We start from the raw sequence: 16,195 nt of genomic DNA, 5'->3' as shown, positions 1-16,195 counted from the left end.
CCATAGGATCCCAATCTACTGAAGCATATGGATTTACGAATTCTAATAAGAAGCGAAAACGTTACCTGCAGAACCCATCATTGTGCGTGGATACATGAATAAAGTTACATAAAGCTATAGCAAAGCCTTTTCTCTTTTTCATAACAATATCCCATTTTTTTAGAATGGATCACTCACTTAGTAATATATTAAAATTTAGTAATCTAGCAAAAGGGATGTACGAGGCAGGTGTGGAGAAAATTCATTCTTAATTTCCTCGTATCATCCTAAACCTATTATTGAAAAATTAGTGCGAAAAGTTATTCGAAAATCCATTTGAATGATTCATTTTTAACTTAAAACCGCTTCTCCTGCTACTTGCTGCACACTAGCTTTTCCATCTTTAATTATGAAAGATGCACGTGTTGAGATTGGTGCGCCCGGTCTCGATACATATGGAACGACCATAAAATCCGCTTGCCAAGTTTCCTGGGTTAGTTTGCAGCGAACGTAACCGCGTTGGTTATTAACAAATTTAGTATGTGGATTTTCTTTTAGTATAACTGGAGTGTCAGGTCTTACATCGGACCCGTCCCCACCAGATGTAATCGATGTTCCGATAAACTCAACTCCGAGATTGATCGAGTTCGGATCTCTGAAATCCTCTCTGATTTCATTTACATAATTGCAGTGTACATCACCAGTCAGAACGACAAAATTAGAAATTCCGTTCTCTTTAATAAAAGATAATATACGATCGCGGTTCGGACGATATCCGTCCCATCCGTCCATACTATAAAGCTCGCCAGGTCCTTCTTGAACTTCTCTTTGGGCAAAGGTTACTTGCTGGGCCATAACATTCCATTTGGACTGTGACTCAGCAAGGCCATCCAGTAACCAACGCTCCTGTTGTTCACCTAAAATGGTACGTGCTGGATCCAAAGATTCAGGTGTTTGTGGACTCCGTCCATCCCCATTGGCTTGGTCATCTCTGTATTGACGTGTGTCTAATACATTAAAATCGACCAAATTACCAAAGGATAGTCGTCGATAAAGTTGGATATCGCTTCTATTTGGTAAAGACGTCCGGCGAAGCGGCATATGTTCGTAATAAGCTTGGAAGGCCACAGCTCTCCGTTCTAAGAAATCTTTTCGTGATTGTTTATGAGGATCTTGGGGAACCTCTCCAGCCCAGTTGTTATCTACTTCATGGTCATCAAAAGCTACGATCCACGGGAAATTCGCGTGAGCCGCTTGCAAATCACTGTCTGATTTATATAAGGCAAAACGGTTACGATAGTCATCAAGCGTATAAATTTCTGGAAAAACTTGATCGATTGGGCGAATCGCTGTGTCATGTTCCCCTTCATAAATATAATCCCCTAAGTGAATGACCAAATCTAGATCATCCTTGGCCATATGCTGATAAGCTGTGTAAAAGCCAATTGGCCAGCTTTGGCAAGAAGCAAATGCGAATTTTAGCTCGTCTACTTGACTATTATAGGCAGGCGCTGTCTTCGTTCTGCCTACTGAACTGAAATCGGATTGAGATTTAAAACGGTAATAATACCATGTAGCAGGTTCTAAGCCATCCACTTCAACATGGACAGAATGAGCTAGTTGAGGTTTAGAAAGTTCCGTTCCTCTTTTCACGACATTGATAAAATTGGCATCAAGGGAAACCTCCCATTGTACAGGGAATGGATGGTTTGGCATGCCCCCTCCATTCAATGGATCTGGGGCAAGTCTTGTCCACAAAACAACCCCATCTGGCAGCGGGTCACCTGAAGCAATTCCTAGTGTAAAAGGATAAGCGATATTGCTAGATTCATTGGATGTGGATTCCGCCGCTGCCACATTCATTGACAATGTAGGAATAAGCGAAGCACCTAGCGCAATAGCCACTCCTTTACCTGTCTTTTTAAAGAAATTTCTACGGTCTAGCATTTCTGATTGAAGATCAATTTTTTTCATTTTAATCACTCCCTCGTAATATTTCCATTTTCAATCTTAGGGAATGGTTATTAAGAAACTTTAATATTGCCGTAAAACAACAGTAAACATTGAAAAAACAGTAGATTTTTCCTGTGTTTTTTAAAAAATAGTTCGATAGAATCTAGATTTACTTTTCACCCATCAAAGAAACGTGAGTCTTTTCTATTATTTCACACCTCGATAATATCTATCGATTATCCCTCATAAGGCCCGATTAATAAGAAGGAAGCTTTATATAGTTGGATTTTTTAATGAACATTTCACTTGTTTATACACTTTAACAAATATTGGTAAAATATGAAAAATGGCTCATATGTAAGTATTTCTTTTGTTTCAGTATCTTTAAATTATTAATATTTTATTAATACATAGTTAATTTTTGTGAAAAATCGGCAGAACGATTCGAAACATAGATCTTTTACTTTAATATTGTAGGTGAAATCAGACTATTATGAGGTGTAACAGTCTATGAAAAAATGGGGATTGATGTTCACCCTACTCTTCGCTGCTTTTGTTTCACCTTTTACAAATGTGGATTGTCAACACAAAACTAGACAGTTTTTTTAAGGTGTTCAAGTTTGTAAGCAATCGGGCTTAAATATCCTAATGTTCCGTGAATTCGAATATGGTTAAACCAATGGACATAGTCTTGAAATTCTCTTGCCAACTCTTCTAGACTAGTAAAATGTTTTCCTCTGACAAACTCTGTTTTGATGATTTTAAATGTGGCTTCTGCTACTGCATTGTCGTATGGGCAGCCCTTCATACTTAATGACCGCTTGATATTAAATGTCTCCAGCGCCTCGTCAATCAGCTTGTTTTTAAACTCGCTTCCATGGTCTGTGTGGAAAAACTCAATCTTGCGAAGGTCTTCTTTAATGGACGCAAAAGCACGATAAACCAGAGCCGCATCTTTATGCTGACCCGTGCTAAAACCAATAATTTCTCGATTAAAGAGATCAACAAAGACACATATATAATGCCATTTTTGATCGACTCTTACATATGTTAAATCACTTACTACCGCGGCCAATCCTTCGTCTGGATACTTGAAGACCTCTCTTTTGTAATTCCGCTTTAATTTTTCGAGTTCCATAGTTTTGACGGCTCTCATGGAAGATCTCAATAATGGTCGTGGTCAGATCGTCCTCTGCAGCTCTTTCTTTTGCTTCATAATAGTAGTTGCTTCTTGGAAGTTGGAGGACTTTGTACATTGCTGATATCGAGTATTTGTGTTGATTATTCTTAATCACATTTACTTTCGTCCTAGTATCAGCGCGACTTGCTTTAAAATATCATTCTCCATTTGCAGTTGTTTATTTTGTTTCCGTAGCTGGATCAGTTCCTTTTCTTCTGGGGACAAATTGTCTTTTTCCTTGAACGAACCAGAATGTTGACTCTGATTCACCCATTTATCGAATGAAGAGGGAGTTAGATCATACTCACGAATGATATCCTTTCTTGGTTTTCCGTTTTGGTACAGTTGTACGATCTGATGCTTGAATTCAGCTGTAAACGTTCGACGTTCTTTTTTAGGCATAGTAGATTCTCCTCTAAAGTGTTAACTGTAGTCTACTTGACCTTAAATTTTCTGTCCAACTAAGTGTAGACTATCCAAATCCCCAATTAAAATAGAACCATAGGTTTGAGAGGAGCTATGGTTCATGATTACAAGAGGGGATTTTTTTATGATTAAAGATATGTACAAGCGAGGAATGTCTATTTCTGATATTGCGAGAGAACTAAAGCTAGATCGTGGAACGGTTAGGAAATACATAAACTCTTCTTCGGCTCCTTCAAAGCAAAAGAGAAAAAAGACAAAAAGTAAGTTGGATTCATACAAAGAACACCTTCATCAACGGATGCTGGAAGATGGCGTTTTTAACGGTGAACGCTTATAAACGATTTTAAAAGATTACATTAAGCCCTTTAGAGATAAGGAGAAAAAGAAGTATTCTGTACGGTATGAAACTTTACCTGGCGAACAGATGCAAGTGGATTGGAAAGAGATTGGGGAAATTATTCTCTGCGGAGAGCGAATAAAGCTTTCTATGTTTGTCGCAACATTAGGTTACTCCAGAATGAAATATGCGGAGTTTACAACGTCTCAAGATCAAGAACATGTCCTCCAATGTTTGATTAATAGCTTTAAGTACTTTGGCGGAGTTCCGCAGAAAATACTGTTTGATAATATGCGAACAGTGACAGATGGACGTGAACAAGGAATTGTGATATGGAACGCTCGATTTGCGGAATTTGCAGCTTATTATGATTTTATTCCTAAAGCCTGCAAGCCCTACAGGGCTAAATATTCGATTCCATTGAAGATATTAATCTTCAAGTAGAACGTTGGCTTGACGGAATCGGCAATCGCAAAAAGAATGATACCACAGGTGTCCCTCCACAAGAACGCTGGTCGGAAGAAAAGCTTAGTTCATTACCAAAAATCAATTATGACACGAGCTATCGTGTCTATCGTAAGACTCATTTTGATAGCACCCTATCTTATAAAGGAAACAAGTGGCTACTTTCAAAGGAATATGCGTTAAAGGATATCCTGGTTAAGAATCATTATCTGGAGTACTTCGTTTCTTTTATCAAGGTGAAGAGATTACAGCATTTCAAACACCAGCATCGGTCATTTCATTAGCTGATCAAATAAAAAAGAAACAGAGTGCCGTGGTTGCCGCCCCGCATTCTGTTCCCGAAGTATCCGTCAATACTCGTCCTCTCTCAGTTTATGATGACCTCTTGAGAGGTGAATCATGAACGAGAAAATGAATGAGTATTGCCAGAAGCTAAACTTGTCCGTAATCGCAGAACAATGGTCAACGCTTGCCGATCAAGCAGCTAAAAATAATGTACCATATTCTTCGTTTCTCTTCAGCCTATTAGAGGCAGAATTTATTGAAAGACAGCAAAGAACGACTAAAACACTGATAAAACTTTCAAAACTCCCGTTTCGAAAGACGATGGATGAGTTTGACTTTACTGTTCAACCTTCAATTGACGAACGGAGAGTAAAAGAACTGATGACATTATCATTCTTAAAGAATCATGAGAATCCTATTTTTCTAGGTCCATCAGGCATTGGGAAAACTCACTTGGCAGTTTCTATTGGGCTGCAAGCTATATCACAAGGCTACAAAACATACTTTATTTCCGCACATGACTTAGTATCACAATTAAGGAAAGCTGACCTTGATCAGCAGTTGGAAAAGAAACTGCGTTCTTTTGTAAAACCTAGTCTTCTAATCATTGATGAAATGGGTTATATGAAACTCGATCATCATAGTGCTCATTATTTATTTCAAGTCATTGCCCGACGGTATGAGAAAGGTTCAATTATCTTAACATCAAACAAGTCATTTGGAGAATGGGGAGATATTATTGGTGATCCAATCATCGCGACCGCTATGTTAGATAGACTCTTACACCACTCAAGAATATTTAACCTAAACGGAGAAAGTTATCGTATGAAAGAAAAAAAACTGCAGATGGAAAAACAGAAGGGTTCGTAAGAATTCCTTCTGGGGATTTTTAAACCGGACATTTTGGTGAAGTTATAATCGGCCTTGACATATCCAGTATAAATGTATAAGGATTATGAAGATGCATTGTAAATATCGTTAATAATAAGTAAAATTCTCACTTCTTATATAGACTTAAAAAGTTGGCAGCTATATCATAATGTTTGTAATTGACTTTTATCAATCTTTTTAAAGGAGGAAAGAGAATCAATATGTTAAAAAAATTTGGGTTAGCAGTAATGTTGTTGTTTATCACATTTTTATCTCTACAACCTACTCCGTATGCCGCAGAAGGTAATAATGGAAAATCCGAAAAACTTCGGGTAATGAGCTACAATATCCATTACGGGCATAATATGAATAATCAATATGACTTAGAATCCATTGCTAATGTTATTCGTGAATCGAAAGCAGATATTATTGGATTGCAAGAGGTAGATGTACATTGGGCAGATCGAAGTCATTTTGAAAACGAGATCAAAATACTTGCAGAATCTCTTAATATGCATTATTTTTACGCTCCAATCTATGACTTTCCATCAGATCAGGCAGGACAGCCTAATCGTCAATTTGGGGTTGCAATTCTAAGTAAATATCCAATTCTTAAAGCAGAAAATCGACAAATTACGCGTCTCTCTACACAAGGATCCACTTCAGAACCTGAGTTGTTACCTGGATTCGCAGAAACATTAATTAACGTAAAGGGAATTAAAGTAAACGTATATTCTACTCACTTAGATTATAGACCCGATCCGAAAATACGAAAAATGCAAGTAGAAGATATGTTAAACATAATGTCTGAAAGCAATAAAGAGCAAATCTTAATTGGTGACATGAATGCAATACCAACATCTCCAGAATTAGCGCCGTTGTTTTCAACATTCAAGGATACATGGAAAGAAGTACATGATCATGAAGGTTACACCTTCCCAGCAAATCAACCCAATCGAACAATTGACTATATCCTAACAACTCATGGTATTCAAACCGAATCATCAGAAATTATCGAATCACTAGCATCAGACCATCGACCTCTCATTTCAGATGTTATTCTCTCTCGTTAATTTAGCATGGTGCATCGTTGCTAAACCAAAAGGGATTAGATGCCTAAAATGTTTCTAGAAGAAATTTAATACAAAATAAATATACTGATCATGATTCTAATATGAAGTAATTTTAATTTTCGGGGGATTTTAGGGTCCCCCTTTAAACTCTACTTCACCGAATACCCAACTTTCTCCAATTCCAACAGGTATGTCCAAGATTTAGAGATTACTTGCACCAGAACCGGGTGTATCATGACTATCTCTTACTACCAATAATTAGTTATTAATTTGTTCATTATAACTACCTCTTAATATATATTAATATTGATCTATTAATAACACGCCTAAATTTACAATCATCTATTAATCAAACTTTGTTCCCACCAACACAATATGGTCTTCTGATATTTCTACGTGTAAACCTACTATTTCAGCAAAAATAACGCTAGCTTTATAGTCCCAAACTTTTTGATTTTTACGATAGAAACAACTTGCTTCACCAATTGCAACTCTAATAATTTCAATTGAACAAACTTCTAAATACCTAATGCCTTTAAATTTATCAGCAAAGTCATCGTATTTTTTTTCCTTTAAGTAAGAAGGTGAAATATGGATAATTCCATATTCAGGTGTTTCAGGTCTTGTAAATGGCTCCCCATTAATAAATACACCAAGTTCAGTATAAGCGTGATATAATTTATCAGCTTCTACATCAAATATTAAACCAAATCTACCTTCTTCCCCTTCATATGCTATTGAAATAGCATATTCTCTTTTTCGATAAATACAGTTAGTTGTTCCATCAATAGGATCAATATACCATGTATTTTTTTTATTACCTTCTTTTGATTGCTCTTCACCAACAATATCATCATCAAAAGCACTGGATATTGCCAATACAATATGATTATTTAAAGTTTTATCAAGATTGGTAACTAAATCTTTTTCATTTTCCTTTTCTTCTACTATAGAAACTTTTTCTTTTTCTAATACAATTTTACATGATTCAATTAATTCTAGAGCAAAATCATAACGAGATTTTTGACTTGCTGTTTTCATAAACTAACTTTACTCCTTTTTTTTCAAGGTAATTTTTTAACGGTAACGGCCAGTCAGTTTGAATAATATCAAATCCCATCTCAAATAATTTCCCCCAACCTAATTCAGGATTTTCTAATAATGAGACATCATCATCAAATCCACCACAAAGAGATTGACGATCATTCCAAAGAACAATTGCATTAATCATTGTGTGATATCCCATTTGTCTCAATTGCTCTAATTTTTCCTTTGAAACATAATCAGCATTTGGATCATCGAAAATCATTTCAAAACCAACAATGTTTATTTTGTCTTTATATTCCATGATTTTATTAAAATTATCTTGATTCCAAACTTTAGGTAAAGTCATATATTTAACATCGTGTGCTGCTAATGCTTCTAAGCATTCAGTTGCAGCAACATCAGTTTTTAAAATAATTGATTGTCTTTGATCTTCATATTGATCTAAGTCTTCCAATAACTCTTTACCCCATTTTTGCACGTGGTCAAAATGCAACAATATATTTGGGTGTTTTTTCATATTTTCCATGAAAACTTTTAATGTAGGTGGAGCTTCTACTGCTTGCATGTTCATATTAAATAATGTTTGCTCTTTAATTTCTTCAGCAGTAAATGTCCTAAACTTCTCATCTCTGTTAAAACGAATTGATTCTTCATTTTCATGAAAAACATGAAATACTCCATCACTTGTTTTACTAATATCAAATTCAACAATATGAGCACCTTGATTAATAGCATTTAACATTGATCTATATGTGTTATATGCAATGTTTCCACCTGCTGAACCTTGGTGACATGCAATTAAAACTTCATTTTCTCTTAATAGTTTACCTAGTACTTTTGTATATTTCATAATCATTTTTCCTTTCATACAACTGTTGAATTTATTTTTTCTTATCTTAATATTCCATAACTCAAATACATTGTTGATTTGACACACAATCATTTGCGTCATAATATCTGGTCCATTAAACCTCTTCTATAAGATATTTTTCTTATTGCTTCCTCTACCATATACAAAGTAAATCACAAGCGCTGATATCGCCATTAAAATAACAGAATAGACAAAGTTCATTGCCTTCGCATCAATAGAAGCAGTTGGATCTGTGTTATTTCGAATCACAATACCCAGCGGTTGATAAAGTGGATGATATAAAAATACGGTTAAATCATAATCAGCTAATAGACTGTTAAAGTTTAACGCGAGTATTGCTAGTGTTGTCGGTAACACAATTGGCAAAATTACTCGAATAAATGTATAAATGGGTCTAGCCCCCAAATTTTTAGCTGCATCCTCAAGTGAGCCATCGAATGAGTAATAGGCTGCTTTTAGAATCCTCAAGGTAAATGGAATTTTTTCAATCACATAAGCTATTAACAATAAGCTTAATGTCCCCGTTAAAACGATATTTCCGATAATAGGCATTGGTTTATCAAAGGTGATAATTAATCCTAAAGCCATTAAGATACCAGGTATTATCCAAGGAATATGAAATAAATATTCCAAAGTTGTTGTTAGTTTATTATTGTATTTGTGGATTAATCGAGAAATAAATAACATGGCACCTACGACAATGATGGCTGTTAATCCAGAATAGATAATACTAATAACAAATGGTTCATATGCTGAAGAATCTGTTAAAATTTTGATGTAATTTTCTAATGTAAAATGCTCCCATGAAAGTGTACCAGTACTGATACTGAACGTATCGGTAAATGAAAAAAGAATGACTGCAGCGATCGGCAACACATAAATGAAAAATAGAACATATGAAAAAAAATGGACAATAACGTTGACAGCCTTATTTTCAATTTTCTGCTTTACGATTTTCGTTTTTACTTTTGATACCGACATATAAAAGCCTTTTTTCTCAGATCTTGTAATCACGTAGAGTAACAAAATTTGTGTAACCCCTAAAAAGATCGCCAACAATGCGGCAAGATCTCTTGAACTCATACTATTAGCAAAGTTTAGAATCATTGGGCTAATCGTTTGAAAGTTTTCTCCCCCTACGATCAACGGTGCAGACATCGCACCAATTCCTGTTGCAAATAGCAACACGGATAACGTTGTTAATACAGGCTTTAAAACAGGAAAAACAACTTTGGTAAGGATTTTCCAAGGTGAAGCACCCATATTTTTTGCCGCTTCAACCGTTTGATAATCAATGCTTTTGATCGCATTTGAAAGAAAGATGATATGATTCGTCGTACAAGCAAAGGTCATCACAAACACAACCGCGGGATAACCGATAAACCAATCTGGATTCATCGCAGGAAAGATTTTCACTAATAAAGTCGTTAAAAATCCAGTATTCCCATAAATAAATTGATAACCCGCCACTAAAATGAGTCCGCCATAGATCATCGTGGTAAAATAACCGAGTCTTAAGATTTTGGCACCTTTGATGTCAAAATAATCTGTGACTAACACTAGAAAAATCCCAACCATGTTTACAGTGAAGACCAATGTAATCCCTAATAGAAAGCTATTAGCTAAACTTTTCATTGCTCTTTCAGATGATAATAATTTTTGAAATGGCTCTAATGAAAAGGCACCCTCTGCAAAAAATGTTGTATAAAGAATATTTACATTTGGGAGAATGAGAAAGGCTGCAATGAACCAAGTGAGAATAATCCCGACTAGTAAAAGATAGAGTTTATTTTGAATATGAGTGTTTATAAATTTCATTATGATTCTCCTAATATTGAAGTATGTCTTTTGGATTTATAAACAAGGTTACTTCGTCGCCCTCAGAATATTGAAAATTCCCATCTTCTTTCTCGATATTGATTAGAGAAGAACCAATTACCTCATATTTATATTGAGAGTATGTGCCATAAAATTCTTTTGAAACGACCTTTGCCTGAAGGGCAACAGAATGATGATCACCAGCTTGTACTTTCGTTTTTATCTTTTCTGATCGGATATAATATTTTTTTTCTGAATCTAGTTTGCCTGATTTTTTTGAGATTTCTTCTACTATTTCTTTGCCGATTGAATTCGCCTCGCCTATGAAATTACATACAAACTCTGTTTTCGATTGGTTGTAAATTTCCTCTGGCGTACCTACTTGCTCAACCACTCCATTATTAAAAACAGCCAAGCGATCTGACAATGTTAACGCTTCCTCTTGGTCATGTGTCACATAAACCGTTGTAATACCTTGCTCGAGCTGTAGTTTTTTAAGTTCTTTTCTTAATTGTTTTCGTAGCTTTGCATCCAAGTTTGATAGTGGTTCATCTAAAACGATGATTTTTGGGGCAAGTGCCAATGCTCGGGCAATAGCCACACGCTGTTGTTGTCCACCGGATAGTTCGGATACATTTTTCATCAGCTTATCCTCTGTTAAATCGACAACCTTTGCGATTTCTTCAACGCGTCTTTTCATCTCGTCTTTTTTATATTTTTGAACCTTTAATCCAAAGGCAATGTTTTCGTAAACAGACATGGTTGGGAATAAAGCATAGCTTTGAAAGACCATGCCAATTTGTCTTTTTTCAATCGGCGTATTTGTAATGTCCACGCCATCTACGGTAATTTTTCCTTTAGTGGGAGTTATAAACCCTGCTAATGTTCGTAATGTCGTTGTTTTCCCACAGCCTGACGGTCCAAGAAATGTAAAAAATTCGCCTTCATTTATGTCTAGATTTAAATTTTGTATCGCAACAAAGTCATCAAATTTTACTTGTATATCTTGAAAATGAATCACGTGGCTTCCTCCTTCATCCTGAAAACCGCCAAATCCATTATGGTTCTTCGGTTTATAAGGCTATTGTTTAATAGGGGGTAATAATGAATAAATTTTTTCAGGCTAACAGCTGTCCATCACAAGGCAGGACTGATTAGAAGACATATTGAACACTTTCGACCAGTCCTGCCTTGATTAACCAAAAGACTAATCAAGGCGCTTCCGCTTTTATCATTAAAATATTTCTAATTCAATTTTTTCTACCCAATCGTCAATATGTTCAGAAATGAAGGTATAATCGATATCTTGAATTGTCGTGTTTTCATGAATTGACTTCATTTTCTCTGAAGTTTTTTCTAGTGCTTTTTCACTTACTGGTAGAGTATCAAATTGTTCAGCCCATGCCCCTTGAATTTCTGCACTACCAAACCAGTTCACAAATTCTTCTGCTACAGATGTATCTTGATCTTTCCCTTTATTAATGATTCCTACTTGCTCCACTAAAGTTGGTACACCAATTTCTGGAGAAACAATCCCCGCTTCAAATCCAAATTCCTCTTCGATACCTTCTAAACCGCTTGAATACGTGAATGAAATCGGAACTTTTCCTGATGCTAGGTTTGCGTTGGCATCTTCACCTTCTGGTGTTTTATATCCATTGTCAAAAAACTTATTAATATCTTGCCATCCTTCTTCAGACACACCTAAGTCTCCATTTGCATCTACATATCTCATTAATATGCCGTTTAATACCGCTTGATTTGTTGCTCCACCTAGGTCTATTGGAATATTATATTTCCCTTTAAATTCTTCTTTTTCAATTAAGTCAGTCCAATCTTTTGGTGCAGTTTCTTCTGTATACACATCTTTGTTATAGAGCATGATAATTCTTTGTTCGACAAGTGGATGATAGAAATTATCTTTATTACGTGAACCTTCTGGAAGTTCATTCGTCCATTCAGGTTCGTATGGAACAAGAATGTCATTTTCTTTTAATGTTTCAAAATTTGTTTGGTTTAAACCAAAAATAACATCGGCTAAAGGATTGTTTTTCTCTGAGACGACACGATTTAAAAGGTCTCCACCACCAGCTTGAACTACCTCAAGCTCAAAACCAGCTTCAGCAGCTTTTTCAGTTAACCATTCTCCACGACCGTCAGATAAAGAGTTTGAATAAACAACAAGAGATTTGTTTTCTACTTTTGTTCCTGAATCTGTTTCTGTTGATTTATTTCCCATACAACCTGCTAAAATACTTGCTACCAGCATAAATGCCATTACGAGTAGAAATGTTTTTTTTGCTTTCATTATTTTTCTCCTTATTAATAGTTTTTTTGTTACTCTTACATAAAATACCTTTAAATTGGTATAAACTGTATGCATTATATTTTTTATTGTTTATATTATCACCCCTGTTTTTTATAGAATTCACCCAATTTGTTTTCATTTATATAATGAAAATCGAGTACAAAAGTCAACTTACTTCTACCAAATTCGAGATACTAGCAAATGTAAAATGCAAAATGTGTTCATATGTACCGGTACTAGTCATTTACCACCTAGATGTGTAGTTTTGCATATTTTAGTTAGGAGAATTTTGAGACTTAATTTGATATTTTACTGTAAGAATCAGAATGATAACTGTCGGTACAAACGTCACAATATTCGTTAAAAGAACGGCTAAATCCTTAATCATCAGTCCATAAATTATCCAGAAAAATACTCCTAAGGTACACAAACTATACATAGGTATCGATATATCTTTAGTTCTTTTTGATTTAATTACTTTGTATGCTTGCGGGATAAAAGAGCAGCTGGTAAGAATGCCAGCAATCACTCCCAATAACGCAACAGACATGAAATCACTCCTACAGAATCTGTTATTCTAGTTATTTTGAAACTATCATTCGGCACGAAATCCTTAACAAAAAGCATTTCAGCCTTAATGACTTTTTGTTCCGTTAAAGGATGCTCCACCTCCTAATAACTCTTGATTACAGCTAAGTAAAACTTTTACTTATTTTAAATAAATTCATCACTGTCTTACATGACAAAATATACTGTTTTTTTATTAATTCAGAATGGATAAAACGTAAATATTATGTAAATATACAATTTTTTTTATCTTACCAATGATAAACATACAAAAAAACTGATTTTCTGTGTGTTTTTTAACTAATATTAACTAAATATTTTAGTTTAATTTTTACTTTTTTAAATAATGTATAGTATAATTACATTGGATTTAGTTAGGAGAATTTTTTCATTTAGAAAGGTGTCTAATATGGCAACGATTAAAGAAATAGCAAAATTAGCAAATGTCTCTAGTACAACGGTCTCAAGGGTATTAAATGGTGACGAATCATTTTCTGTTTCTGAAGAGACTCGAAACAAGATTTTATCCATAGCTAAAGAATTGGGTTACAAAACATTAATTGAACGACATCATCAAAAACAGAAAGTGTTTTATCGATTTGGCCTCTTATTTAAACCAATCATTTTTAATAATTTTTTCGATAGTGATTATTACTTCTCAATAAGAAAGGGAATTGAACATCTTTGCTTACAATACAATATTGAACTAGTAAACAATCTTGTAACATCTCATGATAAAATAACAGAATTACATGGTGTCATTATTTTAGGTAATTATTCAAAACATGAAATTGAATGTTTTTTAGAAGGTATTGAAACAAAACATGTAGTCATTATTGGTAATTGCCCTGATGATAGTAAATTTGATTCTGTTTGGTTTCATACAAGAATGGCTGTTCTACAAGGAATAGAATATCTTCAAGAACAAGGTCACCAAACAATTGGATACATTGGTGCTAATGAGCACATAGCGATTCCCGATGAGGATCGTCGTGTTGTTATTTTTACACGTTATATGGAACGGAATGAAGGACTCGATTCTTCCATTGTTTATATTGGAGAACCTGGAGAAAAGAGTGGCTATGATTTAATGTTAAAAGCTATTCAATCTAAAAAAATACCTTCCGCTTTCTTTATCGCAAATGACCCGATCGCCATTGGGGCTTTAAAAGCACTTAATGAAGCAAGGATTAAAGTACCTGAAGAAATCAGCATAGTGAGTTTGGACGGGCATCCTTTCACCGCCCTTACCTCTCCACCTTTAACAACCATCCAAGTTCCTACAGAATTTATGGGGGAAACAGCAATCGAGCTGCTTTTAGAACGGATTGAAAAGAAACGGGAAATTGCAATAAAAGTAACGGTTCCTACAGTTCTTATTGAAAGGGAGAGTTGCATAAAGCAATGACATCAAATCCATAATCTTTTCTGTTGAAAGATGTTGATAAAAAAGAAGCTTGAAACTTTTGTAAGCCCAAGGCTTTTTCTAGATTACGTAATAGAATATAAACGGGAGTCAATGTGCAAATTTATATTTTTTTCAGTAGCCTTAACATTGAATATCCAATATAGATTGAGATAGCTCTTTGGTGCTTTTTGTATCGCTTGAAACAGTAGTAAATAATTTTAAAAACACCTTCCTTTCCATCATATTACAGAAAGAATAGCGTTTTTTCGTTTTTAGGGAAATGATTTACCTTAGCTTGGATGGGTATGGGTATAGGTATAGGTACGACAACATTATGCAGAAATTTTTTACGCTTAGCGGATTTTCAACCTAAAAAGCCGATTCCTAAAATTTAAAGGAATCGACTTTTTTGATTTGTCTTGTTATACAATCGCCCCCGATTGTTGAATAATACTCGATTGCTAATTTTCTCAAGACCTTCAATTCAGCGAAAAAAGATAAGAGCTGAATCAACATTCTTAATCCATAAATGATCTTGACCACTTAAACCATCCTACACCCATACATCGTCTTGATAATCCTTTTCCTTCTTTCTAAACCAAGTAAGAATTGAACCAACAACTTGAAGATCTTCATCAAGTTCATTCTGCTTCGGAAAAGTGATTTGTTTTGTTCTTATGTTGATAGCATAAAGTGCTGTGAACATTGTTGGAACAGGTGTTCGTTTTCATGGTAGTTCTATAAGAAATTATTAAAAAAACAGCAAGATTTTTTGGTATAAAAAGAATCAATATGTACTTACGATCCAGATCCAGAAGATCCAATAGAAGATCCAATAGAAGATCCAGAGGATATCCAAGATGAGGATAATAGAGACCATTAATTCAGATGGCTGGCTCTACTAAAGGGAATGTCCTTTTTAATCTCTTACTAATACGCGCTGTAGGATTTTTTGCTGTTCCCTATATGAGCGCGGTTAAAATATTTCTTAAGAAGATGACGTTGCAGCTAAACAGGTGACAGCTATAGATGACGTCAAACGAGCAAACGTGATAGTAACGGACGAAAACGCGTATGTTGCAGTTATGTTAAGTAATGGAGCAAAAGGTGAAGTAACAAATCAACTTGAAAAACAAATAGCTGATAAAGTAAAAGGTACAGATCCTGATATTGAAAATGTATTTGTATCTTCAAACCCTGCCTTTTTTGAGCGTATGAATGATTATGCTGAAAGTATCGCTAATGGAGATCCAATAGAAGGTTTCTTTGAAGAGTTTAACGAAACCATTAGGAGAATTCCCCCAAACGCCCGCTATAAAAGTACTCTCTTTATTATCATGGTACTCATCTTGTGAAAATTCGTAACAAAAGGATGCAGTCTTTGCATCCTTTTTCTTTTACTGTATTTAATTTAATTTTAAATCTACACTTGTGACATACCAGCAACAATCCCTCCAACAGCTTCTAATGAGGGGCGTAGATTTCGGGACTGCAGTATTCGTTAAAACCTTCTGGCCTCTGTGTTTGCTCGCCACGCAGACTGTTCCGACCCTGTTCCCTCTGTGTAGAACAGGCCGCCGTGACTTCTACTTCCAAGCAGAACGTGGT

Annotated in this window: 11 protein-coding genes and 2 pseudogenes; 5 read left to right on the top strand and 8 right to left on the bottom strand. The window is 35.0% G+C overall.

Annotated elements, in window-relative coordinates:
• Positions 1 to 330 precede the first annotated feature (330 nt).
• Positions 331 to 1,953: an alkaline phosphatase D family protein gene (locus LIT25_27130; protein USK36784.1), complete on the bottom strand. Its 1,623-nt coding sequence runs from the start codon at positions 1,951 to 1,953 to the stop codon at positions 331 to 333.
• A gap of 571 nt (positions 1,954 to 2,524) precedes the next feature.
• Positions 2,525 to 3,514: pseudogene (locus LIT25_27125) on the bottom strand (IS3 family transposase).
• Positions 3,515 to 3,638: 124 nt separating this feature from the next.
• Between LIT25_27125 and istA the strand changes: the two are divergent.
• The 3 genes and pseudogenes from istA (at position 3,639) to LIT25_27110 (ending at position 6,568) form a co-directional block, all read left to right on the top strand.
• Positions 3,639 to 4,743, top strand: a pseudogene (istA, locus tag LIT25_27120) (IS21 family transposase).
• Positions 4,740 to 5,495, top strand: coding sequence for an IS21-like element helper ATPase IstB (gene istB, locus LIT25_27115; protein ID USK36441.1), 756 nt, complete (start codon positions 4,740 to 4,742; stop codon positions 5,493 to 5,495). The pseudogene istA and the gene istB overlap by 4 nt, the downstream one beginning before the upstream one ends.
• 221 nt (positions 5,496 to 5,716) lie before the next feature.
• Positions 5,717 to 6,568 carry an endonuclease/exonuclease/phosphatase family protein gene (locus LIT25_27110; GenBank protein USK36440.1) on the top strand — a complete coding sequence of 284 codons (852 nt, stop codon included), beginning with the start codon at positions 5,717 to 5,719 and terminating at the stop codon, positions 6,566 to 6,568.
• Positions 6,569 to 6,913: 345 nt separating this feature from the next.
• Here LIT25_27110 and LIT25_27105 read toward each other — a convergent pair whose 3' ends face one another.
• The 6 genes from LIT25_27105 to LIT25_27080 form a co-directional block, all read right to left on the bottom strand.
• Complete coding sequence (locus tag LIT25_27105) at positions 6,914 to 7,609, bottom strand: inositol monophosphatase family protein (protein ID USK36439.1); 696 nt, start codon at positions 7,607 to 7,609, stop codon at positions 6,914 to 6,916.
• Positions 7,578 to 8,465 (bottom strand): glycerophosphodiester phosphodiesterase family protein, encoded by an 888-nt coding sequence (locus tag LIT25_27100; protein ID USK36438.1) that lies wholly within the window; start codon positions 8,463 to 8,465, stop codon positions 7,578 to 7,580. The genes LIT25_27105 and LIT25_27100 overlap by 32 nt, the downstream gene beginning before the upstream one ends.
• 126 nt (positions 8,466 to 8,591) lie before the next feature.
• Positions 8,592 to 10,304, bottom strand: a complete 1,713-nt coding sequence (locus LIT25_27095) for an iron ABC transporter permease (protein USK36437.1) — start codon at positions 10,302 to 10,304, stop codon at positions 8,592 to 8,594.
• 10 nt (positions 10,305 to 10,314) lie between these two features.
• Positions 10,315 to 11,325: an ABC transporter ATP-binding protein gene (locus tag LIT25_27090; GenBank protein ID USK36436.1), complete on the bottom strand. Its 1,011-nt coding sequence runs from the start codon at positions 11,323 to 11,325 to the stop codon at positions 10,315 to 10,317.
• Positions 11,326 to 11,538: 213 nt separating this feature from the next.
• Positions 11,539 to 12,612, bottom strand: a complete 1,074-nt coding sequence (locus LIT25_27085) for an extracellular solute-binding protein (protein ID USK36435.1) — start codon at positions 12,610 to 12,612, stop codon at positions 11,539 to 11,541.
• 274 nt (positions 12,613 to 12,886) lie between these two features.
• Entirely contained in the window at positions 12,887 to 13,162 is a 276-nt protein-coding gene (locus tag LIT25_27080; GenBank protein USK36434.1) for a SemiSWEET transporter, read from the bottom strand.
• 426 nt (positions 13,163 to 13,588) lie between these two features.
• Between LIT25_27080 and LIT25_27075 the strand changes: the two genes are divergently transcribed.
• A complete protein-coding gene (locus tag LIT25_27075; GenBank protein USK36433.1) occupies positions 13,589 to 14,587 on the top strand; it encodes a LacI family DNA-binding transcriptional regulator in 999 nt (332 codons plus the stop codon).
• A gap of 1,016 nt (positions 14,588 to 15,603) precedes the next feature.
• On the top strand, positions 15,604 to 15,942 hold the full coding sequence (locus tag LIT25_27070; GenBank protein USK36432.1) for a YhcN/YlaJ family sporulation lipoprotein: 339 nt from the start codon (positions 15,604 to 15,606) through the stop codon (positions 15,940 to 15,942).
• The last annotated feature ends 253 nt before the right edge of the window (positions 15,943 to 16,195 follow it).

Origin of the sequence: Bacillus sp. F19 (genome assembly GCA_023823795.1) — a bacterium.
In the GTDB taxonomy this organism is placed as follows: Bacteria; Bacillota; Bacilli; order Bacillales; family Bacillaceae; genus Bacillus_P.
The sequence above is the reverse complement of the archived record's forward strand: the minus strand, read 5'-3'. Positions and strand labels throughout refer to the sequence as shown.